This window comes from Nonomuraea coxensis DSM 45129 (assembly GCF_019397265.1).
Lineage (GTDB): Bacteria > Actinomycetota > Actinomycetes > Streptosporangiales > Streptosporangiaceae > Nonomuraea > Nonomuraea coxensis.
Window position 1 is genome coordinate 6,393,760 of the sequence record NZ_CP068985.1, and the last position, 25,452, is coordinate 6,419,211.

24 protein-coding genes and 1 pseudogene are annotated in these 25,452 nt (G+C 73.3%); 14 read left to right on the forward strand and 11 right to left on the reverse strand.

Annotated elements, in window-relative coordinates:
• Positions 1-238 precede the first annotated feature (238 nt).
• Positions 239-2,311: an acyl-CoA dehydrogenase family protein gene (locus Nocox_RS29985; RefSeq protein WP_026214287.1), complete on the forward strand. Its 2,073-nt coding sequence runs from the start codon at positions 239-241 to the stop codon at positions 2,309-2,311.
• Between the two features lie 4 nt (positions 2,312-2,315).
• Here Nocox_RS29985 and Nocox_RS29990 read toward each other — a convergent pair whose 3' ends face one another.
• Entirely contained in the window at positions 2,316-2,993 is a 678-nt protein-coding gene (locus tag Nocox_RS29990; RefSeq protein ID WP_020542931.1) for a class F sortase, read from the reverse strand.
• 94 nt (positions 2,994-3,087) lie between these two features.
• Entirely contained in the window at positions 3,088-3,765 is a 678-nt protein-coding gene (locus Nocox_RS29995) for a hypothetical protein (protein WP_157383017.1), read from the reverse strand.
• Between the two features lie 184 nt (positions 3,766-3,949).
• Between Nocox_RS29995 and Nocox_RS30000 the strand changes: the two genes are divergently transcribed.
• Together Nocox_RS30000 and Nocox_RS30005 are read left to right on the forward strand one after the other, a co-directional pair.
• Positions 3,950-4,144 (forward strand): hypothetical protein, encoded by a 195-nt coding sequence (locus Nocox_RS30000; RefSeq protein WP_084685620.1) that lies wholly within the window; start codon positions 3,950-3,952, stop codon positions 4,142-4,144.
• Positions 4,145-4,152: 8 nt separating this feature from the next.
• Positions 4,153-4,965 (forward strand): MBL fold metallo-hydrolase, encoded by an 813-nt coding sequence (locus tag Nocox_RS30005; protein WP_020542929.1) that lies wholly within the window; start codon positions 4,153-4,155, stop codon positions 4,963-4,965.
• A gap of 73 nt (positions 4,966-5,038) precedes the next feature.
• Here the strand turns inward: Nocox_RS30005 and ligD are convergent, their stop codons facing one another.
• On the reverse strand, positions 5,039-6,043 hold the full coding sequence (gene ligD, locus Nocox_RS30010; RefSeq protein ID WP_020542928.1) for a non-homologous end-joining DNA ligase: 1,005 nt from the start codon (positions 6,041-6,043) through the stop codon (positions 5,039-5,041).
• A 368-nt stretch (positions 6,044-6,411) separates the two neighbouring features.
• Here ligD and msrB point away from each other — a divergent pair, with 368 nt between their 5' ends.
• On the forward strand, positions 6,412-6,813 hold the full coding sequence (msrB, locus tag Nocox_RS30015; RefSeq protein WP_020542927.1) for a peptide-methionine (R)-S-oxide reductase MsrB: 402 nt from the start codon (positions 6,412-6,414) through the stop codon (positions 6,811-6,813).
• Positions 6,814-6,987: 174 nt separating this feature from the next.
• Here msrB and Nocox_RS30020 read toward each other — a convergent pair whose 3' ends face one another.
• Entirely contained in the window at positions 6,988-7,377 is a 390-nt protein-coding gene (locus Nocox_RS30020; RefSeq protein WP_020542926.1) for a hypothetical protein, read from the reverse strand.
• Between the two features lie 910 nt (positions 7,378-8,287).
• Here Nocox_RS30020 and Nocox_RS30025 point away from each other — a divergent pair.
• From Nocox_RS30025 to Nocox_RS30035, 3 genes are all read left to right on the forward strand, one after another.
• A complete protein-coding gene (locus Nocox_RS30025; RefSeq protein WP_246649596.1) occupies positions 8,288-9,226 on the forward strand; it encodes an ABC transporter ATP-binding protein in 939 nt (312 codons plus the stop codon).
• Between the two features lie 28 nt (positions 9,227-9,254).
• Positions 9,255-9,581, forward strand: coding sequence for a hypothetical protein (locus Nocox_RS30030; RefSeq protein WP_020542924.1), 327 nt, complete (start codon positions 9,255-9,257; stop codon positions 9,579-9,581).
• A 180-nt stretch (positions 9,582-9,761) separates the two neighbouring features.
• Complete coding sequence (locus Nocox_RS30035; RefSeq protein WP_157383016.1) at positions 9,762-9,905, forward strand: hypothetical protein; 144 nt, start codon at positions 9,762-9,764, stop codon at positions 9,903-9,905.
• Here the strand turns inward: Nocox_RS30035 and hemQ are convergent.
• Together hemQ and hemG are read right to left on the reverse strand one after the other, a co-directional pair.
• Positions 9,902-10,603, reverse strand: coding sequence for a hydrogen peroxide-dependent heme synthase (gene hemQ / locus Nocox_RS30040; RefSeq protein WP_026214286.1), 702 nt, complete (start codon positions 10,601-10,603; stop codon positions 9,902-9,904). The two genes, Nocox_RS30035 and hemQ, sit on opposite strands and share 4 nt — an antisense overlap.
• Complete coding sequence (gene hemG / locus Nocox_RS30045) at positions 10,600-12,012, reverse strand: protoporphyrinogen oxidase (protein WP_033408886.1); 1,413 nt, start codon at positions 12,010-12,012, stop codon at positions 10,600-10,602. The genes hemQ and hemG overlap by 4 nt, the downstream gene beginning before the upstream one ends.
• A gap of 197 nt (positions 12,013-12,209) precedes the next feature.
• Between hemG and Nocox_RS30050 the strand changes: the two genes are divergently transcribed.
• The gene (locus Nocox_RS30050; protein ID WP_020542920.1) at positions 12,210-13,160 is read left to right on the forward strand and encodes a DUF4349 domain-containing protein; all 951 of its coding nucleotides are present in this window, start codon (positions 12,210-12,212) and stop codon (positions 13,158-13,160) included.
• 52 nt (positions 13,161-13,212) lie between these two features.
• On the opposite strand, the gene hemE is transcribed toward Nocox_RS30050, so the two are convergent.
• Complete coding sequence (hemE, locus tag Nocox_RS30055) at positions 13,213-14,163, reverse strand: uroporphyrinogen decarboxylase (protein ID WP_246649912.1); 951 nt, start codon at positions 14,161-14,163, stop codon at positions 13,213-13,215.
• Between the two features lie 668 nt (positions 14,164-14,831).
• Here hemE and Nocox_RS30060 point away from each other — a divergent pair.
• The 5 genes from Nocox_RS30060 to Nocox_RS30075 all read left to right on the forward strand — a co-directional run bounded on the left by Nocox_RS30060 (position 14,832) and on the right by Nocox_RS30075 (position 19,969).
• Entirely contained in the window at positions 14,832-15,428 is a 597-nt protein-coding gene (locus tag Nocox_RS30060; RefSeq protein WP_020542918.1) for a DUF3000 domain-containing protein, read from the forward strand.
• Between the two features lie 45 nt (positions 15,429-15,473).
• Positions 15,474-16,700, forward strand: a complete 1,227-nt coding sequence (locus Nocox_RS30065; RefSeq protein WP_020542917.1) for a ribonuclease D — start codon at positions 15,474-15,476, stop codon at positions 16,698-16,700.
• 136 nt (positions 16,701-16,836) lie between these two features.
• Positions 16,837-17,982: a Gfo/Idh/MocA family protein gene (locus Nocox_RS30070; RefSeq protein WP_020542916.1), complete on the forward strand. Its 1,146-nt coding sequence runs from the start codon at positions 16,837-16,839 to the stop codon at positions 17,980-17,982.
• Complete coding sequence (locus Nocox_RS43355; protein WP_020542915.1) at positions 17,979-19,130, forward strand: dihydrodipicolinate synthase family protein; 1,152 nt, start codon at positions 17,979-17,981, stop codon at positions 19,128-19,130. The genes Nocox_RS30070 and Nocox_RS43355 overlap by 4 nt, the downstream gene beginning before the upstream one ends.
• A complete protein-coding gene (locus tag Nocox_RS30075; RefSeq protein WP_020542914.1) occupies positions 19,127-19,969 on the forward strand; it encodes a sugar phosphate isomerase/epimerase family protein in 843 nt (280 codons plus the stop codon). Before Nocox_RS43355 ends, Nocox_RS30075 begins: the two co-directional genes overlap by 4 nt.
• Here Nocox_RS30075 and Nocox_RS30080 read toward each other — a convergent pair.
• The 4 genes and pseudogenes from Nocox_RS30080 to Nocox_RS44250 form a co-directional block, all read right to left on the reverse strand.
• Positions 19,945-22,548, reverse strand: a complete 2,604-nt coding sequence (locus tag Nocox_RS30080; RefSeq protein WP_020542913.1) for a PEP/pyruvate-binding domain-containing protein — start codon at positions 22,546-22,548, stop codon at positions 19,945-19,947. The genes Nocox_RS30075 and Nocox_RS30080 overlap by 25 nt on opposite strands.
• 80 nt (positions 22,549-22,628) lie before the next feature.
• On the reverse strand, positions 22,629-23,564 hold the full coding sequence (locus Nocox_RS30085; RefSeq protein WP_033408884.1) for an alkaline phosphatase family protein: 936 nt from the start codon (positions 23,562-23,564) through the stop codon (positions 22,629-22,631).
• A 356-nt stretch (positions 23,565-23,920) separates the two neighbouring features.
• Complete coding sequence (locus tag Nocox_RS44035; RefSeq protein ID WP_343224405.1) at positions 23,921-24,184, reverse strand: SDR family oxidoreductase; 264 nt, start codon at positions 24,182-24,184, stop codon at positions 23,921-23,923.
• Positions 24,153-24,695 (reverse strand): annotated as a pseudogene (locus Nocox_RS44250) (SDR family NAD(P)-dependent oxidoreductase); the annotation flags it as partial. The gene Nocox_RS44035 and the pseudogene Nocox_RS44250, both read right to left, overlap by 32 nt.
• 86 nt (positions 24,696-24,781) lie before the next feature.
• Here Nocox_RS44250 and Nocox_RS30095 point away from each other — a divergent pair.
• Entirely contained in the window at positions 24,782-25,396 is a 615-nt protein-coding gene (locus Nocox_RS30095; protein WP_157383014.1) for a TetR/AcrR family transcriptional regulator, read from the forward strand.
• The last annotated feature ends 56 nt before the right edge of the window (positions 25,397-25,452 follow it).

A 25,452-nucleotide genomic window follows, 5' to 3' on the forward strand; every position in this document is an offset into this window, starting at 1 on the left:
CCTCCGGCCGGCCGGTGCGGGAAACGCGGGATCAGCGGCAGGAGGGGCCGGCGGCACGTCGGGGCGCACGCCGCGGCGTGACGGTCATAAACGCACTCCCTCCAGGGGCGGCGGGTCGCCTGCCCGGGCTTCTCCTCGATCCGGCACTGACGGTTCGGAGACTAGCGGGGGCGGGTGACGGGCGGCCAACCATTTTCCGGACTGGAGGTATACCGAACAATGTTCTAGGTTCGGTGCCATGAGTATCGGGTTGAGTGAGGAACATCGGGCACTGGCCCGCTCCGTGCACGGGATCGCCGGGCGCGACGCCGGCCATCCAGCGCTGGCCGCGCAGGGGCTGCTGGGGCTGCACCTGCCGGAGCGCTGCGGCGGGCAGGGGTACGGCCTGCTGGAGCTGTGCGTCGCCCTGGAGGCGCTCGCCGAGCGGCGGACCGGCGGACCGTACCTGGCGAGCGTGGTGGCGTCGGCCGTCCTCGCGCGGAGCGGCGGGCACGACGACGTCGTGGCCGCCCTGGCGGACGGCTCAAGAACCGCCGCCGTCGCCCTGCACCCGGCGGGCGAGACCGCCTCCCCCGCTCCCGCCGCCGGAGGTGAGGCGCTTCTGGCGCTCGGGGCGGTGGACGCCGACTACTTCCTGATGCCGGTCGGCGGCGGCTCCTGGGCGCTGCTGGGCCGGGACGCCGTCACCGCCGCGCCCGCCGGCGGCGTCGACCTCGACCGGGCCCTCTGCTCCGTCACCGTGGAGCGGCCCCCGGCGGAGACGGTGCTGCGCGACGCCCCCGTACGGGAGATCGCCGCCGTCCTGCTGGGCGCGGACGCCTGCGGGGTCGCCGCCTGGGCCGTCGCGACGGCCGCCGAGTACGCCAAGGTCCGCGAGCAGTTCGGCCGCCCGATCGGCCAGTTCCAGGCCGTCAAGCACCGGGTGGCCGCCGCCCTCGTGGCCCTGGAGCAGGCCCGCGCCGCCGTCTGGGACGCCGCCCGCGCCCTGGACGCCACCCAGGACCGGCCGTCGCTGGACGACGAGACCCACCTGGCCGTGGCCGTCGCGGGCGTGCTGGGGCCGGACGCGGGCGTACGGTGCGCCGCCGACGCCATCCAGGTGCTCGGCGGCATCGGGTACACCTTCGAGCACGACGCCCACCGCTACTACCGCCGCGCGCTGTCCGACCGCATGCTCGCCGGCGACCCCGGCCCGTGGGCGGAGCAGGTGACCGGGCTGGCCGTGGCCGGCGTACGGCGGGCGATGGAGCCGGACCTGCCCGAGGAGGCCGCCGCCGTCAGGGACGCCGTCCGCGCCGAGGCGGAGTCGCTGCGCGCCGAGGAGCCGGAGGCCAGGAAGGCGAGGTTCGCCCGCGAGGGATGGATCATGCCGTACCTGCCGAAGCCCTGGGGGCGGGGCGCGTCGCCGCTCGAGCAGGTGATCATCCACCAGGAGTTCCGCGGGCTCAAGCGGCCGAACCTCGGCATCGGCGCCTGGGCGGTGCCGTCCATCGTCACGTACGGCACCCCTGAGCAGCAGGAACGGTTCCTGCCGAAGACGTTCGCCCGTGAGATCGTGTGGTGCCAGCTCTTCAGCGAGCCCGGCGCCGGATCGGACCTCGCGGGCCTGACGACCAAGGCCGTCCGCGTGGAGGGCGGCTGGTCCCTGACCGGGCAGAAGATCTGGACCTCGCTCGCCCAGTACGCCCACTGGGGCATCTGCCTGGCCCGCACCTCGCCCGACCGGCCGAAGCACGACGGCATCACATACTTCCTGGTGGACATGTCCTCCCCCGGCGTCACCGTACGGCCGCTCAAGGAGATCAACGGCGACGAGATCTTCAACGAGGTGTTCCTCGACGACGTCTTCGTCCCGGACGACCTGGTCGTCGGCGAGGTGGACCAGGGCTGGCGGGTGGCCAGGGACACCCTCTCCCACGAGCGGGTCGCGCTCGGCGACTCCTGGGGGCCGGGATCGCAGCACACCGACATGGCCGGCCTCGTCGCCCGGCTCCCCGCGCTCGGGCAGGCGCGGCGCGAGCAGGCGGGCCGGCTGTGGGCGGAGGGGCAGGCCATCTCGGCGCTCGGGCTGCGCGTGACGCTGTCGAAGCTGTCCGGGGGCGACGCCGGGGCGGCCGCCAGCGTACGGAAGCTGCTCGGCATGCGGCACTCGCAGGCCATCTCCGAGTTCTGCTGGTCGCTCGCCCCCGGCGACCCCTACTGGAGCCGCATGATCCTCACGACCCGGGCGTTCACCATCGGGGGCGGAACCACCGAAGTGCAGCTCAACATCATCGGCGAGCGGGCGCTCGGGCTGCCCCGCGACCCGTGACCGGTCAGCTTCCCGCCCCGGGATAGTACGGGGCCGCGAGGTGGGCGTACACGATCGTGTTGTCCCGGTAGCTGTGCGCCCGCCGGTCGAACGTCCCGCCGCAGGTCACCAGCCGCAGGCCCGGGTAGGGGAGCTTGCCGTAGACCTTCTTGGCGGGGAAGCCGGACTTCGGCGCGTGCTCGACCTTGTCCACGACGAAGACGGCCACCGAACGGTCGGCGCGCAGCACCTGCACCTGGTCGCCGCGCCTGACGTCCTTGAGCCGGGCGAAGACGGCGGGACCGCTCCTCGTGTCGAGGTGGCCGGTGATGACGGCGGCGCCGCGCTGCCCGGGGACGGGGGCGTAGCGGTACCAGCCGGCCAGGTTCGGCTGGTCGAGCGGCGGGTTCTCGATCGCGCCGCGGGCGTCCAGGCCCAGCTCCGTCAGCGGGGCCGCCACACCGACGGACGGGATGTGGACGGCGGTGGGACGGGCGGCCCGCATCGGCCGGGCGACCACGCCCACGGGCAGGGGGCCGGTCACGGGCGCGGCGCCGGGCGGCGCCTGACGCGCCGCCGTCCCCTCCGGCCGGGCCGTCGCCCGGGCTTGGTCGCCCCCGACGGGCTCGCCGCCGTCCCCGGCGATGCCGCGCAGCCCGTACGCGACCAGCGCCAGCCCCGCCACCGTGACCAGAGCCGCCAACCCCCAGACCCCCCACTGCCTACCCCCACCGGCCGTCCCGGTGGAGAGCACCGGACGCGCGCCCCCGCCGGCCGTCTCCGTGGGGGGCGACGGGTCAGCCGGCATTCCGGCGGCGGCGTACCGCGACGCCGGTCAGGCCCGCGCCCGTGAGCAGGGCCACGCCGCCGACCGCGAACGGCCACACCGGCCCGTCCTGGACGAGCCCGCCGCCGCCGGTCTCGGGGTGGCCGCTGGGGATCCGGTGCTCGCGCTCGCGCGCCGGCCGCCAGGGCGCCTCCGACGCCTGCGGGGTGGGCGCCGAGGACCAGGAGTCCTGCGGGGCGGGGGCCCCGGACCAGGTGTCGCCAGGGGCCGGGGCGCTGGACCACGTGTCGCCGGGGGCCGGGGCGTCGGACCGGCTGTCGTCGGGGACGGGCGACCAGGAGTCGCCGCGGCCCGACCAGGAGTCGCCGGTGCCGGACCACGAGTCGTCACCGCCGCTCGGTGAGGAGGCGGCCGGCCGGGCGTCACCGCCCGTCCACGAGCTGTCGCCGGGCGTCCCGCAGCGCAGCGGCGGCGGCAGGACGCAGGCGGACCCCGTTCCCGGCACCTGCGGGTCGGTTCCGGTGACGGCGGCGGAGTGGACGGCGGAGGTGGAGGCGGCGACGGTGGAGGCGGCGGTGGAGGCGGCGGTGGAGGCGGCGGCGGTGCCGTAACCGGCCGCCAAGCTCACTCCCGCCACCACGAAGGCCGTCACCGCTCCCGCGGCCGCGAGACGTCGCGCTCTTGCCATGGAAGGCTCCCGAAGAGGTCGGCTGTCGCCCCCGATGCCCTAGAGAGCCTTGCGAACTATTGGACGAGCCGTCAAGTAATGTGACCGAAGTGAAACAGGCCGATACGTTCTGTGTGCGGTGTTTGGTGCTCGACCCGGGTGGCAGGGGACCTCGTGCAAGCCGTACAGGGGAGGACGAAGCGCCATGACCAACCCACAGCAGCCTGAACTACGCAGATCAGGCAAATCTGCCACCGAGTCCAAGTCCGCGAACGCCGTGCCCGAGACGAAGAGCGGCGGGAAGCGTTCGGCGCGGCCCCACGGCACCGACAAGGGCGGCAAGGGCGGCGGCAAAGGCGGCGGCGTGCCCCCCGGACAGCAGCCTCCGCACCCGGAGTGAGCAGCGCCGTGAAGGGGAGCCTCCAGTTCATCGGGAACGCGACCACGCTGATCCGCTACAACGGCTTCACGCTGCTGACGGATCCCAACTTCCTGCACCGGGGGCAGCGCGCCTACCTGGGCCACGGCCTGTTCTCGCGCCGCCTTACGGACCCCGCCCTGGAGATCGAGGACCTGCCGACCCTGGACGTGGTCGTGCTCTCGCACATGCACGGCGACCACTGGGACCGGGTCACCCGCAGGGGCCTCGACCACGACACGCCCATCGTCACCACCCTCTCGGCCGCGGGCAAGCTCCGCCGCCGGGGCTTCGGCCAGAGCGTCGGCCTTCGGCAGTGGCAGCAGCACGAGCTGCGCAACGCGCAGGGCAGCGTGACGATCACGGCCCTGCCCGCCAAGCACGCGCCGGGCCCGCTGGAGCGGCTGCTGCCGCCGGTCATCGGGACGATGCTGGAGTTCCGCGACCGCGAGGATCGGGTGGAGCTGCGCCTGCACATCAGCGGCGACACGCTGCTCGACCGCCGCCTCGACGCGATCCCGCGCCGCTTCCCGGAGATCGACGTGGCGCTCGTCCACCTGGGCGGGACCAAGCTGCTCGGGAGCGTGCTCGTGACCATGGACGGCAGCCAGGGCGCCTCGTGGGTGGACCTGCTCGACCCGCGTACGGTCGTGCCGATCCACTACGACGACTACACCGTCTTCACCTCGCCGCTGGACGACTTCCGGCACCACGTGGAGGAGGCGGGGCTGGGCGGCCGTGTGGTCTACCTGGAACGGGGCGAGACGCGGGAACTCGCGCCCCACCAGATCGCCCGCCGCTGACCCGTCGCTGACCCGCCGCTGACCGGCCTCGGCCTCGCCTGGCCCGGCCTCGCCTGGCCCGGCCCGGCCCCGGCTAGCCTTCCTGGTGCCGGGCGCGGCTGGGCTGCACCCGCATCGGCTCGCCCGGCATTTTGGGATAGTTGGGCGGATAGGGCATGTCGCCGCGGTCGTCCTTGGCGTAGAGCTCCAGCAGCGGCTCGATCGAGTAGGCGTGGTCGTCGATGGCCGCGTGCACGTCGCCCAGCTCGGCGAAGCGCGCGGGCACGGTGCGGATGTCGAAGTCGCGCGGATCGGCGTCGGCCAGCTCCTCCCACGTCAGCGGGGTGGAGACGGGCGCGTGCGGCTGGGCCCGCACGGAGTAGGCGCTGACGACGGTGCGGTCGCGGGCGTTCTGGTTGAAGTCGATGAAGACCCGCTGCCCGCGCTCCTCCTTCCACCAGGCGGTGGTGACCAGGCTCGGATCGCGCTCCTCGACCGCCCTGGCCAGGGCGATGCCGGCGTGACGGACCTGGATGAAGTCCCACCTCGGCTCGATGCGGACGGCGATGTGCGCGCCCCGGTTGCCGGAGGTCTTGACGAAGCCGGTCATGCCCAGCTCGCCGAGGACGTCCCTGGTCAGGAAGGCGGCCCTGCGCGCGGCGTCGAAGTCGAGGCCGGGCTGCGGGTCGAGGTCGATGCGCAGCTCGTCGGGATGCTCGACGTCGGCGGCCCGCACCTGCCAGGGGTGGAAGTCGATGGTGCCGAGATTGGCGCAGTAGGCCAGAGCGGCCACCTCGGTGACGCGCAGGGACTGCGCCGTGCGGCCGCTCGGGAAGGTAACGGTGACCGACTGGAGCCAGTCGGGGTGCTTGGGAGGCATGCGCTTCTGGTAGATGGCCTCGGTCTGGACCCCGTCGGGATGGCGCTTGATGTTGGTCGGGCGGTCGCGCAGCGCCCGCAGCGCGCCCTCCCCGACGCTGACGTAGTAGGCCACGAGCTCGCGCTTGGTGGCGCCGAGCTGCGGGAAGTAGACCTTGTCGGGGTTGGTCACCTTGACGGTGCGCTCCCCCACCTCCAGCTCGATGAACGGCGATGCCATACCCAGGAACCTACAGCCCTTCTCCGACAGAAACGGGGTGGGAGGGCCGGCCGCGAACAGGGTGGGCCCGCCCCGGAGCACTTCTCGGTGGCGGGACCGAGGGCTCGACAGGGCGGGCCTGCAGACCGTCCGCCGCCGTTCCGGGCGCTGGCGCGCCACCCGGCCGGCCGTTCCGACCCCTTCAGCGGCGCCAGCACGGGCGTGGGCTGTGCCGCTCATCGGGTCCGCGGACGATCTCACCCCTTCGCAGGAGGCGATGACACCCCCTTACCGACAAAGACGCGAATTCTCCCCAGAATGGATGCTTCACCCTGCGGAGATCTCTTTTTGCCGGATCTCGCGCTTCGGCCGTCTCGTACCCTGGGGGTATGGAAAAGGTCGTCAAGAGCGAGGCCGAATGGCGGTCGCAGCTCTCCCCGGAGGAGTACCACGTCCTCAGGGAGGCCGGGACCGAGCGCCCGTTCACGGGGGAGTACGTCGACACCAAGGTCGAGGGCGTCTACTCGTGCCGCGCCTGCGGCGCCGAGTTGTTCCGCTCCGACACGAAGTTCGAGTCGCACTGCGGGTGGCCGAGCTTCTACGCCCCCTCCGAGTCCGACGCGGTGAAGCTGATCGAGGACCGCAGCCTCGGCATGGTCCGCACCGAGGTGCGGTGCGAGCGCTGCGACTCGCACCTGGGGCACGTCTTCCACGGCGAGGGCTACCCCACGCCCACCGATGACCGTTACTGCATCAACTCGGTGTCGCTGCGTCTCGAACCCAAGGCGTGATCACTCAGCGACTCCGCGTACCAATCTTGGGCCACGGGTAAGCCCCTCCGCGTGCGGTTCATCCATCTCCGCCACCGCTGGGTGACGATCGAGACCATCGGTCGCGTCGTCACCCAGCGGTGCGAGGTGTGCGCGAAGACGCGCGTACGGGTGCGTTGACCCCGGCGGCGGCGCTCAGCCCGGGGCGGGGTGGGTGAGGGTGCAACTGCGGTCGGAGGGGCCGAGGATGTTGGCGAGCACGGGGTTGCCGTTCCCGCCGAACCGCGCGTGCACGAACACCACGCGCCGGGCCGCTCCGGCGGCGCGCAGGTAGTCCATGCCGCGCTCGCACAGGACGACGGCGGTGCGGGAGTTGTGCGCGGACTCCGGCAGGTTCGTATAGATGCGTAAATATCCGCCGACGGAGCGGATGTCCGTGACACGGCTCTGCGCCCTGTCGGCAGGGCTCCAGTGCGCGCGGAAGTAGTCCATCGCGCGGTGGTCGGTGTGCGAGGAAGGGCCGTCGGACCGGTACTCGCCGGCCCGGTAGCCAGCGGTCGTGTCCGGGGCGGGAACGGCGAGCAACCCTTCGTCCAGGGGTGGGATGCCGCCGGGGATCGCGGCCGGGTCAGAGGTGGGGGCGCCCGGGACCGGCGCCGTCGTGGCGGCGCCCCCGTTGAGCGCGCCCGTCGCGGCACCGGCCCGCCTGGGGGCGGCGGTCCCCCGGGAGGTGGCGGACGAACCCGGACCCCCTGGGTCCGCAGTCCCCCCGGACGTGGCGGACGAGCCCAGATCCCCTGGGTCCGCAGTCCCCCCGGACGTGACCGACGAGCCCAGATCCCCTTGTGCCGTCGTTCCCCCTGACGTGGCAGACGAGCCCGGGGCTCCTGGGGCCGTCGCCTGGCCCGCGTCGCCCGCTCCCGACGGGACGCCGGGCCGCGGTTCCGTGCCGGCGGCTCGCCCGGGTGACTCCGGACCGCCTGGCAACGCGGCCGACGCGGGACCGCCAGTCCCACCGCCGGCCACTGCCCCACCGAACACCCCGCCGCTGGAGAGCGCCCACGCCACTCCCCCTGCCAGCAAGAGCACCCCCATGACCATCGCGACCACCGGACGCGCAGAAGCCCGGCCCGCAGAGGTGGGACGGGCCGCGTCTTTCCGCGTCCCGCGCCCCCACAGCCCGCGCCCCAGCAGCCCGCGGCCCCATAGGCCGCGCCCCCGCAGCCCGCGGCCCCATAGGCCGCGCCCCCGCAGGCCGCGCCCTCGCAGGCCGCGCCCCCGCAGGCCGTACCCCCGCAGGTCGCGGCGTGGTCGGTGGGCCGCGTGCCGCCCGCTCGCGTGTCTGCGGCTCCCCGCCCGCGGGACCTGCCGCGCCGGATCCAGGTCCGGTGCGCGGCTGGGCTTGCCGGATAGTCGCATCCCGGGCTCCTTCACCCCCGTGGCCCCGGCCCTCCGGGGCTTGCCGGTGTAGGACGCCTACGATCACACTACGGTTGTGGCCCAGGACGAGATCCTGACATGTCGTGAGTTGCGCAAGACGTTCGGCGATCTCGTGGCGGTCGCCGACGTCGGCTTCACCATCGCCGCCGGCGAGACGTACGGACTCCTGGACCCCAACGGCGCGGGCAAGACGACCACGATCTCGATGATCGCCGGGATCCTCGACCGCGACGGCGGCGAGGTGCTGGTCTGCGGCCGGCCGCACAGCCCGTCGAGCACCTGGGGCAAGCGCCGCATCGGCTACGTCCCCCAGGAGCTCGCCCTCTACCCCGACCTCACCGCCCGCGAGAACCTGCGCTTCTTCGCCCGCCTCCACGGCCTGGGCCGCGCCGAGGCCCGCCGCCGCGCCGACGAGGTGCTGGCCGTCGTCGGCCTCACCGACCGGGCCGGGGACGCCGTCAAGGAGCTCTCCGGCGGCATGAAGCGCCGGCTCAACATCGGTGCCGGCCTCCTGCACCGCCCGCCCCTGCTGATCCTGGACGAGCCCACCGCGGGCGTGGACCCGCAGAGCCGCCACGCCATCCTGGAGAGCGTCGCCGCCCTCGCCGGCGAGGGCGCCGCGATCCTCTGCACCACCCACTACATGGAGGAGGCCGAACGCCTCTGCGACCGCATCGGCATCCTCGACCACGGCAGGATCAGGGCCGAGGGCACCCGCAGGGAGCTGGTCGGCCTGGTGGGCGAGCTGGACCGGATCACGCTGACGGTCGAGGGCCCGCGGCTGGTTCCGTCGCTGCTGGCGCTGCCCGAGGTGCGCGAGGCCACCGGGCACGAGGGCCGCGTCGAGGTGATGGTCGAGGACGCCGGTCGCGCGCTGCCCCGGGTCCTCGGCGCGGCCTCGGACGCGGGCGTGACCGTACGCGCGGTCGAGGTGCACGAGCCGAACCTGGAGTCGGTGTTCCTGCACCTCACCGGCAAGGCGCTGCGGGACTGACGGGCGGGCGACGCTCCTCGTCCTGGCGATGGATCTGCGCCGGCGGGTACGTGACCGCTCCCCTTTCCTGCTCGCGCACGTGGCGCCGTTCAGCCTGGCGGCCGTGTTCAGCCTGGTGTCCGGAGGCATCGGCACGCAGGTGACGCCGGCGCTCGCGCTGGCCGACCGGGACGGCGGGCCGGCCGCCACCGCCTTCGCCGAGCGGGCGCTGCGCCCCCTGGAGCGGGACGGCGTCATCAGGCTGCGCCCGGTCGCGGACGAGCGGGAGGCGCGGGCGGCGGTGGAGCGGGCGACGGCGGTCCCCCGCCCGGTCACGGTCGAGCCGCCGGGGTCGCCGCCACGGCCGTCCTCATGATCGCCACGGCGCTGCTGCTGGGCGCGCGCTGGGACCACCCGCTGGGAGTGGGGCTGCTCGTCGTGACGGGCGTTGCGGCCGCGACCGGCATCATCGCACTGGTGGCGACGGTGGCGAGGACCGCCGAGCAGGCGGGCAACCTGCAGAGCATCGTCGCGCTGCTGCCGGCCCTTCGGGCTGGTGAGCGGCGGGGCCGCGATGCTGCTCGGGGCGGCGGCGCGCACCGAGCAGCAGGCGGGCGCGCTGGGCCTGCTGCTCGCCCTGGGCCTGGCCGTGGTCGGCGCATGGCGTCTGCGCGCCGCCCTGACCACCACGACCAGTTAGGGAAGGGCGGCGACCAGCTCGCGCACCGGCTTGCGGGCGCCGGTGTAGAACGGGATCTCGACCCGGGTGTGCCGACGGGCCGAGGCGCCGCGCAGCGTGCGCATGAGGTCCACGATGCGGTGCAGCTCGTCGGCCTCGAACGCGAGCATCCACTCGTAGTCGTTGAGCGAGAAGCAGGAGACGGTGTTGGCCCGCACGTCGGGGTAGTCGCGCGCCATCCGGCCGTGCTCGGCCAGCATCGCCCGCCGCTCGGAGTCCTCCAGGAGGTACCACTCGTAGGAGCGGACGAACGGGTAGACGCTCACGTAGGCGCGCGGCTCCTCCTCGGCGAGGAAGGCCGGGATGTGCGACTTGTTGAACTCGGCCGGCCGGTGCAGCGCCATGGCCGACCAGACGGGCCTGCTGTGCCGGCCGAGCGCCGTGCGGCGGAAGCGGGAGTAGACGTCCTGCAGGTCCTCCGGCGTCGGCGCGTGCCACCAGAACATGAAGTCGGCGTCGGCCCGCAGCCCGGCGACGTCGTAGACCCCCCTGGTCACGACGTCCTTGCCCGCGGCCTGCTCCAGCAGCTCCTCGACCTCGCCCGCCAGGCCGTCGCGGTCGGCGGGGCACGGCTCGGTCGCCTGGAAGACCGACCACATGGTGTAGCGGATCACCTGGTTGAGATCGCGGGCCTTCGGCCGCGGAGCTCCTTCTGTCATCGTTCCTCTTCTCCTCGCTGGGACAGCTCGTCCACGATCCGGGCGGCCGCCGTACGGGCGGCGCCGATGCAGGCCGGGATGCCTATGCCGTCGTAGGCCGCGCCGCACACGGCGAGCCCCGGCTCGACCGCCACCGCCGCGCGCACCCGCGCCACCCGGTCGAGATGGCCCACGTTGTACTGCGGCAGGCCGCCGCCCCAGCGGGTGACCCGGCTGTCGACCGGCAGGCCGCGGGCGCCCATCACCTCGGCCATCTCGGCGACGGCCAGCGACACCAGCTCGGCGTCCTCGCGCTGGAGCAGGTGCTCCTCGCCCAGGCGGCCGATCGAGCAGCGCAGGATGACCAGGTCCCTGGCCAGGTGGGGCCACTTCACGGAGCTGAACGTCACCGCCTTGACGGGGCGGCGCTCGACGGGCGGCACGAGGTAGCCGCTGCTCGCGGGCGGCCGCGGGAACGCCGACAGCGGGTAGGCGAGCGTGACCACGGCCATGCTGGCGTAGTCGATCCTGGACAGCTCGGCCGCCGCCTTGGGCACCTCGGCCTGGAGCAGGCGGGCGGCGGCGGGGCCTGGCACCGCCACGATCACGGCGTCGGCCTCGACGGTCTCGGGTCTCGGCACCGGCCCGGTCACGAGGCGCCAGCCCTGGCCGGAGCGGTGCAGCTCGCGTACGGTGACGCCGGTCCTGACATCGGCCCCCGACGCCTTGGCGACCGCGTCGGGCAGCGTGCCGATGCCGCCGCGCAGCGTCGTGAAGATCGGCCCGGCGTTCTTGGGGGCCTCCTCCACCAGGTGGCGGGCGGCCGACAGCAGCGAGCGCTCGGACCGGGCCACGGCCGCCACGCGAGGCATCGTGGCCTCCAGCGAGAGCAGGTCGGCGCGGCCCGCGTAGACGCCGCCGAGCAGCGGCTCGACCAGCCGGTCGACGATCTCGGCGCCCATCCTGGCGCGGATGTAGGCGGCCACGGACACGTCGGTGCGTACGAGCGTGGCGGGCAGGATCTGGTCGAGCGGCACGCGCAGCAGCCCGGCGGGCGAGATGATGCCGGACCTCGCCAGCTCGGTCAGGTCGGCGGGCACGCCCATGACCTGGCCCTTCGGCATGGCGTGCAGGGAGCCCCTGGAGTAGATCGCCGAGCCGGCGCCGCCGGGGAAGACCAGCTCGTCGCCGAGGCCGACCGCCCTCGCCAGCTCCGTGCCCTCGGGGCGGCGGGCCAGCATGGCCTCCGCTCCGGCGTCCACGCTCACCCCGGCGACCTCGGAGGCGTGCAGCTTGCCGCCGACGCGCGAGCTCGACTCCAGCACGGTGACCTTGACCCGTTCGTCCGCGGCCTGGCGGAGGTGCCACGCGGCGGCGAGGCCGGAGATCCCTCCGCCGATCACGACGACGTGCGCCCGATTCCCTTCCACGCCTCCTGACGCTACCGCCTCCGCGGGTCGCCCACCTGCGCGGGGCGCGTGACCGGACCGTGATTCATGCCATCAAACCGATCCCGCCCTGGAGTCGTCTTCAAGGCATGAGGAGAATCCGGTACGGGATCACGTCATCGTCCGCGGCAGCCGTTCTGCTCCTGGCGGGCTGCGGCGGCGGTTCGGGAGGTCAGACCATGTCCGCGCCCGCGGTCGAGCAGCAGGCCGACATGGCGTCGGAGGCCCGGCCGTTACCCACAGCCTCCAAGGCGGTGCGGAGCGACGCGAAGGCCGAGCAGGCGGGCCTGGCCTCCGACGTCAAGGTGACCCGGCAGGACCGCCAGGTCATCTACACGGGCAGCATGACCGTCCGGGTCAAGCAGGTCGGCGACGCGATCGAGCAGGCCAAGCAGATCGTCACCGCGGCCGGCGGCTACCTGTCCAGCGAGCAGAGCAGCTCGGCGAGCAAGGCGCGGGAGACCGCCACGCTGGAGTTCAAGATCCCGCCGACCGGCTACGGCGCCGTGCTCGGCCGGCTCGGCAAGGAGCTGGGCACCCAGATCTCCATGAAGCAGTCCACCCAGGACGTCACGCTCCAGGTCGCCGACGTCGACAGCCGGCTCAAGTCGGCCGAGCGGTCGCTGGAGTCGCTGCGCACGCTGCTCAAGCGGGCCGACACGATCGGCCAGGTGCTGGACGTCGAGCGCGAGATCGCCGCCCGCCAGGCGGACCTGGAGTCGTTGCAGGCGCAGCAGAAGGAGCTGGCCACGCAGGTGGCGATGGCGACGCTCTCGCTGCGGCTGCTCGGGCCGGTGGCCGAGGCGGCGCAGCCCGAGGAGGAGTCCGACGGGTTCCTCGCCGGGCTGAAGGGCGGATGGAACGCGCTGCTCTCCAGCCTGGTGGTGCTGCTGACGCTGCTCGGGGCGCTGCTGCCGTGGCTGCTGGTCATGCTGCCGCTGGTGGCGCTGCTGGTCTATCTGGTGCGCCGCGACCGCGCCCGCCGGGGCCGCCTCACCGCCGCCCCGCCGACCGGCCCCGGCGCCCCGCCGACCGGTCCCGCCGGCCCATCGACCGGCACCGCCGCCCGGCCGACCGGCCCCGGCGCCCCACCGTCTCGCCCCGCCGATCCGGACTCCGAGACCGCGTGACCCCCGGGCCGCCTGGCCCGCGTGACCCGGATGCCGAGGTCGCCGGTGCGGGTCAGGCGGTGGTCTCGTGGACCAGGTCGGTGAGGCGCTTGAGCTGGTCGGGGTCGGTGGAGGGCAGGACGCCGTGGCCGAGGTTGAACACGTGTCCCTCGGCCGCGCGCCCCCGCGCGAGCACCTCGCGCGCCTTGCGCTCGACGACCTCCCAGGGAGCGAGCAGCACGGCGGGGTCGAGGTTGCCCTGGAGCGCCTTGCCCGGCCCCACGCGGCGGGCCGCCTCGTCGAGCGGCACCCGCCAGTCGACGCCCACGACGTCGGCGCCCGCCTCGCCGAGCAGCCCGAGCAGCTCGCCGGTGCCGACGCCGAAGTGGATGCGCGGGACGCCCTCGATGCCCTCGAAGATGCGCCGGGTGTGCGGCAGGATGTACTCGCGGTAGTCGGCGGGGGCCACCGCGCCGACCCAGGAGTCGAAGAGCTGCACGGCCGAGGCGCCGGCCGCCACCTGGACGCGCAGGTGCTCCAGGACGATGCCGGACAGCCGCTCCATGAGGTCGTGCCAGAGATCGGGCGCGCCGTACATCATGGCCTTGGTGCGGTCGTGGTTCTTCGACGGGCCGCCCTCGATGAGGTAGGACCCCAGCGTGAACGGCGCTCCCGCGAACCCGATCAGCGGCGTGCCGCCCAGCTCGCCGGTGAGCGCCCTGATCGACTCGGTCACGAACGGCACGTCGTCCGGCTCCAGCGGCCGCAGCGCCGCCAGCCCCTTGGCGTCGCGGATGGGGTCGGCGACGACCGGCCCGACCCCCGGCTTGATGTCGAGGTCGATGCCGATGGCCTTGAGCGGCACCACGATGTCGCTGAAGTAGATGGCGGCGTCGACGCCGTAGCGGCGGACCGGCTGCATGGTGATCTCGACGATCAGCTCGGGGGTCGCGCACGCGGTGAGCATGGGGACGCCCTCCCGCACCCTGAGGTATTCCGGCAGCGAGCGCCCGGCCTGGCGCATGTACCAGACCGGGGTGTGCGGGACGGGCTGGCGGCGGCAGGCACGCAGGAACGCGGAGTCGGCGAGATTCACCCATCAAGGGTGCCATGTCCGGGCACCGGTCCCGTCACCGGCGCGAAGTGACGCGCGGTGTCGGAAAAAGATGCATTGGACACCCAAAATCATGATCAGATAGCAAGATGAAGGTTTACCGGTCTGCTCGGCATCGGCGTCCCACGCGGGTCGAGCACACCCCATGGCGGACCAGAGAGCCGTTCTCGGCTGCGTCAAATGTTCGCCAACCCACCGCGCGGCACCGATTCAGCGACCACTTTCGGGACACGCCGAGCGCGTTGCGGGGAATTGTCAGCGGCTCGTGCCAACGTCGGAGCCACGACCCGAAGAAAGGCCCCGTTGCGATGTCCGCGTTGTGGAGTTCCCCAGAGCGCCGTGGTGAGCGCTGCGCTTCCTGCGGTGGCGATCGGCCCTTCGAGCAGCCCCCGTGTCTCGACGGGCACGAGCCGGGCGAGTGCCCCGAGTGGGCCTGCTCCGACTGCGGCCACGCGATCGTCCTCGGCACCGCCGAGACCGCCCGACCGGTCCGCCAGCTTGTTACGGCTTCGGCTTGATCACCAAGGATGCGCACCCCCGTGGTCCCCTTCCGCCCGACATCGACCTACGCTTCGGCTATGCCACTCGGTGACCAGCCACCGCCTCCGGCCGCTTTCACACGCGCGGCCGAGAGCCTCCGGCTGTCCGAGGTCCGGCCGGAGATCGAGCTGGAGGACCTGCCCGCGCCCCAGCGGCTGGCCCCCTACTCGGCGGCGATCGGCGCGTCCGTCTACCGCGAGGACGACGAGCTCGCGGTCGGCCGGCTGATCCTGCTCTACGACCCCGACGGCCAGCGCGGCTGGGAGGGCCCCTTCCGGCTGGTGGCCTACGTCAGGGCCGACATGGAGCCGGAGATCACCTCCGACCCGCTGCTCGGGCCGGTCGTGTGGAGCTGGCTCACCGAGGCTCTCGAGTCCCATCAGGCCGACTACTCGGCCGCCGGCGGTACCGTGACTAGAGCCGTGTCCGAGGGGTTCGGCAACAAGTCCGAGGATCCGGTCACGACCGAGCTGGAGCTGCGAGCCTCCTGGTCTCCCGCCGAGGAGGATCTGTCCGGCCATGTCGCCGCCTGGTGCGACCTGATGTGCCTGGCCGCGGGCATCCCGCCGCTCCCGCCGGACGTGGCCGCGCTGCCCCGGCGACGTGATGATCCGGAGAGTGACCGTACGAAGTGAGGGCACCAGTCGACACCGCACGAGCGTCATGAGGCCGGTGAGCTCATGACAGAAGAACGAACCGTCGAGCCGCTGCTCGAACCCCGCGAGGGCATCCCGCCGGTGATCGCCGACGCGGACGGCCTGGCCAGGATGGTGGAGCGTTTCGCCGCGGGCGGCGGCCCCGTCGCCGTGGACGCCGAGCGCGCCTCCGGCTACCGCTACGGCAACCGCGCCTACCTGGTGCAGCTCCGCAGGGCGGGGGCGGGCACCGCGCTGATCGACCCGATCGCCTGTCCCGACCTGTCCGCGCTGGACGCCGCCGTGGCCGAGGCGGAGATCGTGCTGCACGCCGCCTCACAGGACCTGCCGTGCCTGCTGGAGGTGGGCTTCCGGCCCCGGGAGATGTTCGACACCGAGCTCGCCGGGCGGCTGCTCGGCTACGAGCGGGTGGGGCTCGGCACGATGGTGGAGACCGTGCTCGGGCTGCGGCTGGAGAAGGGCCACTCGGCCGCCGACTGGTCCACCCGGCCGCTGCCGGAAGACTGGCTGCGCTACGCGGCGCTCGACGTCGAGGTGCTGGTCGAGCTCCGTGACGTGCTCCACGCGCAGCTCTCCGAGAGCGGGAAGCTGGAGTGGGCGCGCGAGGAGTTCGCCGCCGTGCTCGACACGCCGCCGCCCGCGCCGCGCTCCGACCCGTGGCGGCGCACCTCGGGCATCCACAAGGTGCGCAGCGTGCGCGCCCTCGCCATCGTCCGCGAGCTGTGGCTCATGCGCGACCGCATCGCCCGCGAGGCCGACCTCGCGCCGGGGCGGGTGCTGCCCGACGCGGCCATCGTCACGGCCGCGCTGGAAGGTCCGCGTACCAAGAAGGCGCTGACCGAGATCTCCGCCTTCACCGGGCGCAGCGCCCGGCGGCACATGAGCGACTGGCTGGCCGCCGTCCACCGCGCCCGCACCCTGCCCGACAGCCAGCTCCCCGCGCCCAGCACGCCGGGCGACGGGCCGCCGCCGCCCAACCGCTGGGCCGACCGCGACCCGGCCGCCGCCAAGCGCCTGGCCGCGGCGCGGGCCGTCGTGGCGGCGCTGGCCGACGAGCACCACATGCCGACCGAGAACCTCCTGCAGCCGGACGCGGTGCGCCGGCTCACCTGGGAGCCTCCCGACGACCTCGACGACGAGACCGTGGCGGGGCGGCTGCGTGCCCTGGGCGCCAGGGAGTGGCAGATCTCCCTCACGGCCCACCCCATCGCCAAGGCCCTGTCCCGGCTGCGGATCCGGGGCGAGATCTGACCCTCGCCCCGCCTCCCGTCACGGGAGGACGGGGCTCGTGGTGACCGCGCCCCCGCGAGGGGGCTTGACGCCTTCGGGCGCGCGGCCGTACCGTTCGGGAAAGCGCTTTCCCCATCTTTGTCCTGAAGGGATTCCCATGAGCGTGCGCACCATCGGCGTCGTGATGAACGGCGTCACCGGACGGATGGGCTACCGCCAGCACCTGGTCCGTTCCGTCCTGGCCATCAACGAGCAGGGCGGTGTCACGCTCTCTGACGGCGACAGGGTGAAACTGCGGCCCGTCCTCGTCGGCAGGAGCGCCGGCAAGCTCGCGGACATCGCGGCCAGGCACGCGATCCCCGACTTCACCACCGACCTCGACGCCGCACTCGCCGATGACGACAACCTGATCTATTTCGACGCCCAGGTGACCAGCGCCCGCGTGAAGGCCGTGCTGAAGGCCATCGAGGCGGGCAAGCACATCTACGCCGAGAAGCCCACGGCCGAGTCGGCCCAGGAGGCGCTCGCGCTGGCCGAGGCCGCCACCGCCAAGGGCGTCAAGAACGGCGTGGTCCAGGACAAGCTGTTCCTGCCCGGCCTGCTGAAGCTGAAGCGGCTGATCGACGGCGGCTTCTTCGGCCGGATCCTGTCGGTGCGCGGCGAGTTCGGCTACTGGGTGTTCGAGGGCGACTGGCAGGAGGCCCAGCGCCCGTCCTGGAACTACCGGGGCGAGGACGGCGGCGGCATCGTGCTCGACATGTTCCCGCACTGGCACTACGTGCTGGAGAACCTGTTCGGCCGGGTCGAGTCGGTCTACGCCCGCGCCGTGACGCACATCCCGTCCCGGGTGGACGAGCAGGGCGTCACGTACCAGGCGACCGCCGACGACGCCGCGTACGGCGTGTTCGAGCTCGAAGGCGGCGTCATCGCGCAGATCAACTCCTCCTGGACGGTCCGCGTGAACCGCGACGAGCTGGTGGAGTTCCAGGTGGACGGCACGCACGGCAGCGCCGTCGCGGGCCTGCGCAACTGCCGCGTCCAGCACCGCTCGGCCACGCCGAAGCCGGTCTGGAACCCCGACCTGCCGGTCACCGCGCGCTTCCGCGACGACTGGCAGGAGGTGCCGGACAACATGGAGTTCGACAACGGGTTCAAGATCCAGTGGGAGGCGTTCGTCCGGCACGTGCTGGAGGACGCGCCCTTCCCCAACGACTTCGCCTCGGGCGCGCGCGGCGTCCAGCTCGCCGAGCTGGGACTGCGCTCGTCGGCCGAGGGCCGCAGGATCGAGGTGCCGCAGCTGTGAGGATCGACCTGCCGGGGCACGGCGTGTACACGGTGCGGGAGCGTACGGACTGGCCCGTGTCGGCGACGCCGGCCGTGAGCCGCGTGGCCTACGCCGCGGCCCACGTGGTGGCCGACCCGCTCGGCGACAACACGCCGGGCTCCCCCGCCGCCGTGGACTGGGACGCCACCCTCCGCTTCCGCCACCACCTGTGGGCGCACGGCCTGCGGATCGCCGACGCCATGGACACCGCGCAGCGCAACATGGGCCTGGACTGGGCGGCGACCGCCGAGCTGATCCGGCGCACCGCCGCCGAGGCCCGCACGCTCGGCGACCCGGCCACGCTGGTGTCCTGCGGCGCGGGCACCGACCACGCGCCGGACGCCGCCGACCTGGACGCGATCACCGCCGCGTACGCCGAGCAGATCGAGACCGTCCAGTCGGCGGGCGCGGGCGTGATCGTCATGGCCTCCCGTCAGCTCGCCAGGGTCGCCACGGGCCCCGGCGACTACCACCGGGTGTACGCCAAGCTGTTCGGCCTGGCCGAGCGCCCGGTGATCCTGCACTGGCTGGGCGAGATGTTCGACCCGCAGCTGGCCGGCTACTGGGGCTCGCCGGACGTGGCGGCGGCGACGGAGTCGTTCCTGGAGCTGGTGCACGCCCACGCCGCGGCGGTGGACGGCGTGAAGGTGTCGCTGCTGGACGAGGAGCACGAGGTGCGGCTGCGGGCCGCGCTCCCCGAGGGCGTCAGGCTCTACACCGGCGACGACTTCAACTACCCGTCGCTGATCGCCGGCGGCTCGCACGCGCTGCTCGGCATCTTCGACGCCATCGCCCCGGCGGCCGCGGCCGCGCTGCGCGAGCTGGACGCCGCCGAGGCGGGCGACGAGGCCGCCCGGGCCCGCTACGAGGCGATCCTGGCCCCCACGGTCCCGCTGTCGCGCAAGATCTTCGAGTCGCCGACCTACCACTACAAGACCGGCATCGTCTTCCTGGCCTGGCTGAACGGCCACCAGGACGCCTTCGCCATGGTCAACGGCGCCCAGTCGGCCCGTTCGCTGCTCCATCTGGCCGAGGTGTTCCGCCTGGCCGACCAGGCGGGGCTGCTGGCCGATCCGGAGCTCGCGGTGCGCCGCATGTCGGCGCTGCTGGCGGTGAACGGCCGGTGAGCCTGTCACTCAACCAGTGGACGACGCGGCGCTGGTCCCTGGCCGAGGCCGTGGACGGCTGCGCGCGGCACGGCCTGGAGGCGATCGGGCTGTGGCGGGAGAAGGTGACCGAGCGGGGCCTCGCGGCCAGCGCCAAGCTCGTACGTGACGCCGGTCTGCGGGTGTCGTCCCTGTGCAGGGGCGGCTTCCTGACGACGGGCGGCGAGGCGTTCGCCGCCGCGCTGGCCGACAACCGGCGGGCCATCGACGAGGCGGCCGAGCTGGAGGCGGCCTGCCTGGTGCTGGTGGTCGGCGGCCTGCCCGGGGTCAAGCCGGGCGAGCCGCTGACCGAGACGTCCGGGCGGGACCTGGCGGGCGCGCGGGAGCGGGTGGCCGAGGCGCTGGCCGAGCTGGCGCCGTACGCCGGGGAGCGGGGCGTCAGGCTCGCCCTGGAGCCGCTGCACCCGATCTACTGCCCCGACCGGGCGGTGCTCTCCACGCTGGGCCAGGCGCTCGACCTGGCCCTCGCCTACCCGGAGGAGCAGGTCGGCGTGGTGGTGGACACCTTCCACGTGTGGTGGGACCCGCGCCTGTTCGCCGACGTGGCGCGGGCCGGCCGCCGGATCGCGAGCTACCAGGTGTGCGACTACCTGCATCCGCTGCCGGCGGACGTGCTGCTCGGGCGGGGCATGATGGGCGACGGCGTGATCGACTTCCCGCCGATCACCCGCGCGGTCCTGGACGCCGGCTACACCGGCGACGTCGAGGTGGAGATCTTCAACGCCGACGTCTGGGCCGCCGACCCGGACGAGGTGCTGGCGACCATGAAGGCCCGCTACGCGGAGGTCGTAGGGGCCTGATCCGGTGACGACGGCGTGACCGTGCCGGCCGCGCCGTCTACCTCGATCTCCTGCCCGGTCGTGATCCGGTGGGTGGCGTCGGGGACGCCGACGACGGCCGGGATGCCGTACTCGCGGGCCACCACCGCGCCGTGCGACATGGCTCCGCCCATCTCCATGACCAGCCCGCCCGCCGTCAGGAACAGCGGCGTCCAGCCCGGGTCGGTGGAGGGGCAGACCAGGATCTCGCCCGGCTCCAGGTGCGCGCCGACGGGGTCGAGCACGACGCGGGCCCGGCCGGTGACCGTGCCGACCGAGGCCGCGGTGCCGGCGAGCGCGCCCTCGGCCGCCGGGGAGGCCAGCGCCTCGGGCTCGGTGCCGTCGGACAGCAGCATCCGGGGCACGTGCCGGCGGCGCGACTCCCGCTCGTGCTCCGCCCTGCGCCGCGCCACCAGCTCGCGCAGGTCGCCGCCGGCCAGGGCGGCCCTCGTCTCGCGCAGGTCGAGGAAGAACACGTCGCCGGGCGCGGCCAGGACGCCCAGCCCGGTCAGGTGCTCACCGACGGCGAGCAGGCTGTGCCGCACCCCGGACAGCGCCTTGACGAGGTAGAACTTGGGCAGCTCGCGCAGCCCGGCGTAGGCCCGGGTGCGCCGCAGCGCGAACCGCGCCACGGGGGCCCGCCACCGGCCCCTGGCGCGGGCCGCGGCGACCACGCGGGCGGCGGCCTCCCGCGCCTGGGCCTCGCCCTTGGCGAACAAGGCGGCGGGCGCGAGGCCGGAGCCGGCGTCCATGCGCAGGTAGTTGGCCAGCGCGCCGAGGATGTGGGCGGGCTCCTCCGACCAGCGGGGCACGCCGAGGTCGATCTCGGCGACGCCGCGGTGGCCGTACGCGGCGAGGAACGCGGCGACGCCGCGCTGCGCGACCGGCGGCAGCTCGGCGGCCTCGTAGCGGCGGACCAGCTCGGCGACCGTCAGCTCGGCGAACGGCTCCGGCTCGACGCGGGTCGCCAGGTCCCACAGCGCCAGGTCCATCTCGGTGGTGGGGTTGTGCGGGAGGCCGCGGAGCACGTCCTGCGTCTCGGCCAGCGACAGGCCGGACAACCGGCTGGCCAGCGCGAACAGGCCGTAGCCGGTGAGCACGATCGGCATCACGGAGACGATCGACGGGAACGTGGCGGCCAGCAGCCGTTCGGCGTGGTCCAGGCGCTGCGCGGGCGTGGCGGTGGCGGGCACCCGCAGCCGCCGGTCGAGCACCTCGCCGACCCGCCGGGTGTAGCCGAGCGCGCGCTCCGGCGCGGTGAGCGCCAGGAGAACCCGCGAGGGCACGCGGACGCGCCGGGCGAACCGGGCAAGGCCGCGCAGGAACGGGCGGCGCGAGGAGCGGGCGGGCGCGAGACGCGGGTCGTCGAACAGCCGCCGCACCAACGCCACGCCGCGGGCCTCACCGAGGGTGAGCACGCGCGGCAGGATGGCCCGTCCCGGCCGGCTGCGCAGCGCGGTGGTGAGGTCGAGCCAGAGGCGCTGCCCCGAGACGGCCATGAAGGCCGGTCCGTCGAGCGGGTCGGCGGGCCCGTGACCGGCGACGCCCGCCGCTCCCCCGCCGATCAGCCGGAACGCCGCCAGGCCCATCGGGGTGAGCGGCCCCATGACACCCTGGACGACGTTGAGCGAGAAGTAGACGCGCAGGCCGGGCCTGGCCGGCTCGGGCAGCGGGTAGAGCGTGGTGATCGGCCGGGCCTGGGTGAGCCAGAGCGTGCCGCCGTCGTCGATGGCCCATTCGGTGTCCTGGGGGGCGCCGTAGTGGTCCTCGACGCGGTTGCCCAGCTCGGCCAGGCGCAGCACCTCGGCGTCGGTGAGGCAGAGTCCGTGCTCGGCGGTCTCGACGCGCTCGGTGCCGCCGCCCGGCAGCGGGCGGATGGCCAGGCGCTTGTCGCCGGCCTGGCGCTCCAGGATCTCGCCGCCGTACGCCACGAACCGGTCGGGGTTCACCGCGCCGGAGACGACGGCCTCGCCGAGCCCCGGGCTCGCGTCGATGACGGTCTCGCGCCGCCGCCCGGTGACCGGGTTCGCGGTGAACATCACGCCCGCCACCCGCGCGTCCACCATGACCTGGACGACCACGGCGAGGCGGACGGCGGCGTGGTCGATGCCGTTGGCCTCGCGGTAGGCCACCGCGCGGTCGGTCCAGAGCGAGGCCCAGCAGCGGCGTACGGCCTCGACCACGGCCTCGGCCCCGACGATGTTGAGATAGGTCTCCTGCTGCCCGGCGAAGCTGGCGAACGGCAGGTCCTCGGCGGTGGCGGACGAGCGCACGGCCACCGGCGCGCCGGGGCCGAGCGCCGCGTAGCGCTTGACGATCGTCTCGTGGACGGCGTCGGGGACGGGGGCCTCCAGCAGGTGCCGGCGGGCGCGCTCGGCGAGCGTGTCGTCCGCAGTGAGGTCGAGGCCGGTGGCGGCCAGGGCGTACGCCTCGGTGGTCAGCACCCAGCCGGGCGGGACGGGCAGCCCCGCCCGGGTGAGCTCGCCGAGGTTCGCGGCCTTGCCGCCGGCCTCGGCCGGCATGCCGCCGTGGATCTCGGAGAAGTCCAGTGCCGTGGTCATCGCGCGCACCCCTGCCGTTCGGCGTCCTGTCACCAGTGTCACGCCTGCCGGACAGGAATTCAACACTCGATGAAAACCGATCAGTGCTCCAGCGGCGCGCCGTCCAGGTCCCAGAGTGGCTCGATCGGCACGCCCAGCGCGGCCAGGGCCGTCGGGCCCACGTCCACCAGGCGCGGAGCGGCGAGCCGCCGCCCGCCGAGATCCTGGCCGAGACGGTGGGCGATGACGAAGACCGTGCGCTCCTCGTCCGAGACGCCGCCGTGGCCGCCCTCGTCCACGTGGCCGTGGTCGGTGGTGACGAGGACGGTCCAGCGCTCCTCCCGGTACGACGGGCGGGCGCGCACGGCGTCCAGCAGGCGGCCCAGGTGCGTGTCCTGGGCGTGGAGGGCGGCGGCGTACTCGGGGCAGTGGGGGCCGAGCTCGTGGGCGACCTCGTCGGTGTCGCCGAGGTAGACGAAGACCGCGTCGGGGTCGTCGCCGCCGAGGTGGCGCTCCGCGGCGGCGGTCACCCGCTCGTCGGCCGCGCTCCAGCCGCCCTCGCAGGTGTAGCCGTCCAGGACGAAGCGGTGGTCGATGGCCGGGCCGAAGGCCCCGTGCTCGGCGAGCGCCGCCCAGGAGAAGAACGCGGAGGTCACCAGGTCAGGACGGACATTCTTCGCCCGAGTCAGGAAATCCGGAAATTTTATGAAACGGGGGTCGGCGAAGGCGTTGTCCACGACGCCGTGCTTGTCCGGCCACACGCCGGTCGCGATCGACGACCAGCCGGGGCCCGAGTCGGTGCGCGACCGGATCGCCCGGCCGCCGTCGCCCGGCTCGGGACTCTTCTGCACGACCTCGCCGATCGACTCGGTACGCGGCGCGCCGGCCTCGCCGTAGGGGAGCATGCTGGTGCCGTACGCACCGGCGGACATCAGTGCGGTCAGGACCGGCGCGCCCGAGGCGGCCAGCAGGTCGAAGCGCAGCCCGTCCATGCCGACCACGAGGACCTTGTTCCTCGCCGTGGTGGATCTTGCCAAGTTAGATGTGGACATACCGCTATCTAATACTCCAACTGTAGATGTGATCTTCATGTCTGGGCTGCGGCTTGTCGTCGGTAATGGCTGGAGCCGGTGGGTGAGGCTGTGGAGGGGCCGGACGCTCAGTGGGACCGACACGGTGGCATGGCAGCGGTGGTAGGCGAGCTCGCGCACGTCCAGCAGTCTTCCGCGGCAGGTCCGACAGTAGCCCCAGGACCAGCCGCGCCGCCCGCCGTCGGGGTTCGATGCGAGCGAATCGGCCGCTGTTCGTTCCACCAGGCTTTCGAACGTTTCCCACCAGCGAGTTCCCTCGGGCGGGAGGTCACCGACGGGTGCTCCCGCCCAAGTGGGCAAGCTCACAGGCCGGAGCCGCCGGTCGCGTCGATCACCTTGCCGGTGACCCAGCGCGCGTCGTCCGAGGCGAGGAAGGCCACGATGTCGGCCACGTCTTCCGGTTGGCCGACACGGCCCAGCGCAGCCAGGGAGGCCGCGTGGGCTTCGGCCGCCGGGTTGCCCCGCAGCCACCCCGCGTTGACGTCCGTGTCGATGATTCCCGGGGGCGACCGAGTTCGCCGTGATACCCCGGGCGCCCAGCTCCTTGGCGAGGTTGAGGGTGAAATTGTCGAGGGCGCTCTTGGTGGCGCCGTAGGCGATGGCCTCCGGCATGGCGAGGTGAGCTGCGCCGCTGGAGATGTTGATGATCCGGCCGGCGTCGCGCAGTCGCTTCAGCCCCTCTTGCACGATGAAGAACGGCGCTCGCACGTTCACGGCGAAGACCTCGTCGAAACCGTCCTCGGTCAGTGACGCCAGGTCCGCACTGCGTCCTATGCCAGCGTTGTTGACGATGATGTCGACGACCGGCTCGGGTGTGTGGTGGGGGATCTGGGCGTCGAAGGCTGACCACAGGGCGGCGGCGTCGCCGTGGCTGCCCAGCTGCGCATGGAGGGCGAAGGCACGGCCGCCGTCCTTCCGGATCCGCTCGACGGTGTCGTGCGCTGCGGTCTCGTCGCGTGCGTAGGTCAGTGCGACAACGGCGCCGTCCTGAGCGAGCCGCTGTGCGACGGCGCGCCCGATGCCCCTGCTGCCTCCGGTGACGAGCGCGGTCTTTCCGTCAAGGCGCCGCATACCCATGGCGGTTGGCCCCTTCCATTTGTTGAGTGATCGACCAAGAAAGAAGGTAGCACGATTTTTTGGTCGAGCACTCTAAAATGTGGCTCATGGCTGAGACCCCGAAGCGCGGCCGTCCGCGCACCTTCGACCGCGCAGCGGCACTGACCGCGGCCACGCGTCTGTTCTGGGAGCGAGGTTATGAGGGCGTTTCCATCGGCGAGCTGACCGAGGCGATGGGGATCCGCTCAGGAAGCCTGTACGCGGCCTTCGGAGACAAGAAGTCCCTGTTCAAGGAAGTGGTTGACACCTACGGCCGCTCACCTGTCGGCGCCTTCGCAGGTGTGGCCCTCCAGGAGGAGGCCACTGCGTACGGGGCGTTCGCGCGCATCCTTCGAGAGGCCGCGACCATCTACCCGGACCCCGCGCACCCGGCTGGCTGCCTGGCCATCAGCGCGGCGACCAACGTCACTCCGCAGGATGCGGAAGTGCGCGCATTCCTCCGGGATCTACGCAACAAGAACGTGGACGGGTTCGAGGCGCGACTGCGAGAGGCGCAGCAGGCGGGGGAACTGCCCGCCCAGACCAACCCTCGGGCCCTGGCCGAATACTTCGCCACCGTCCTCCAGGGACTCTCGCAACGAGCCCAGGACGGCGCCACCGCCCCCCAACTGGCCGCAACCGTGGAACTGGCACTGGCCGCCTGGCCGACAGTGCAACGCTGATCAAGCCACCCACTCCGACCGGCAAGATCACGAGCTACAGCTGGAGTACTGACCTA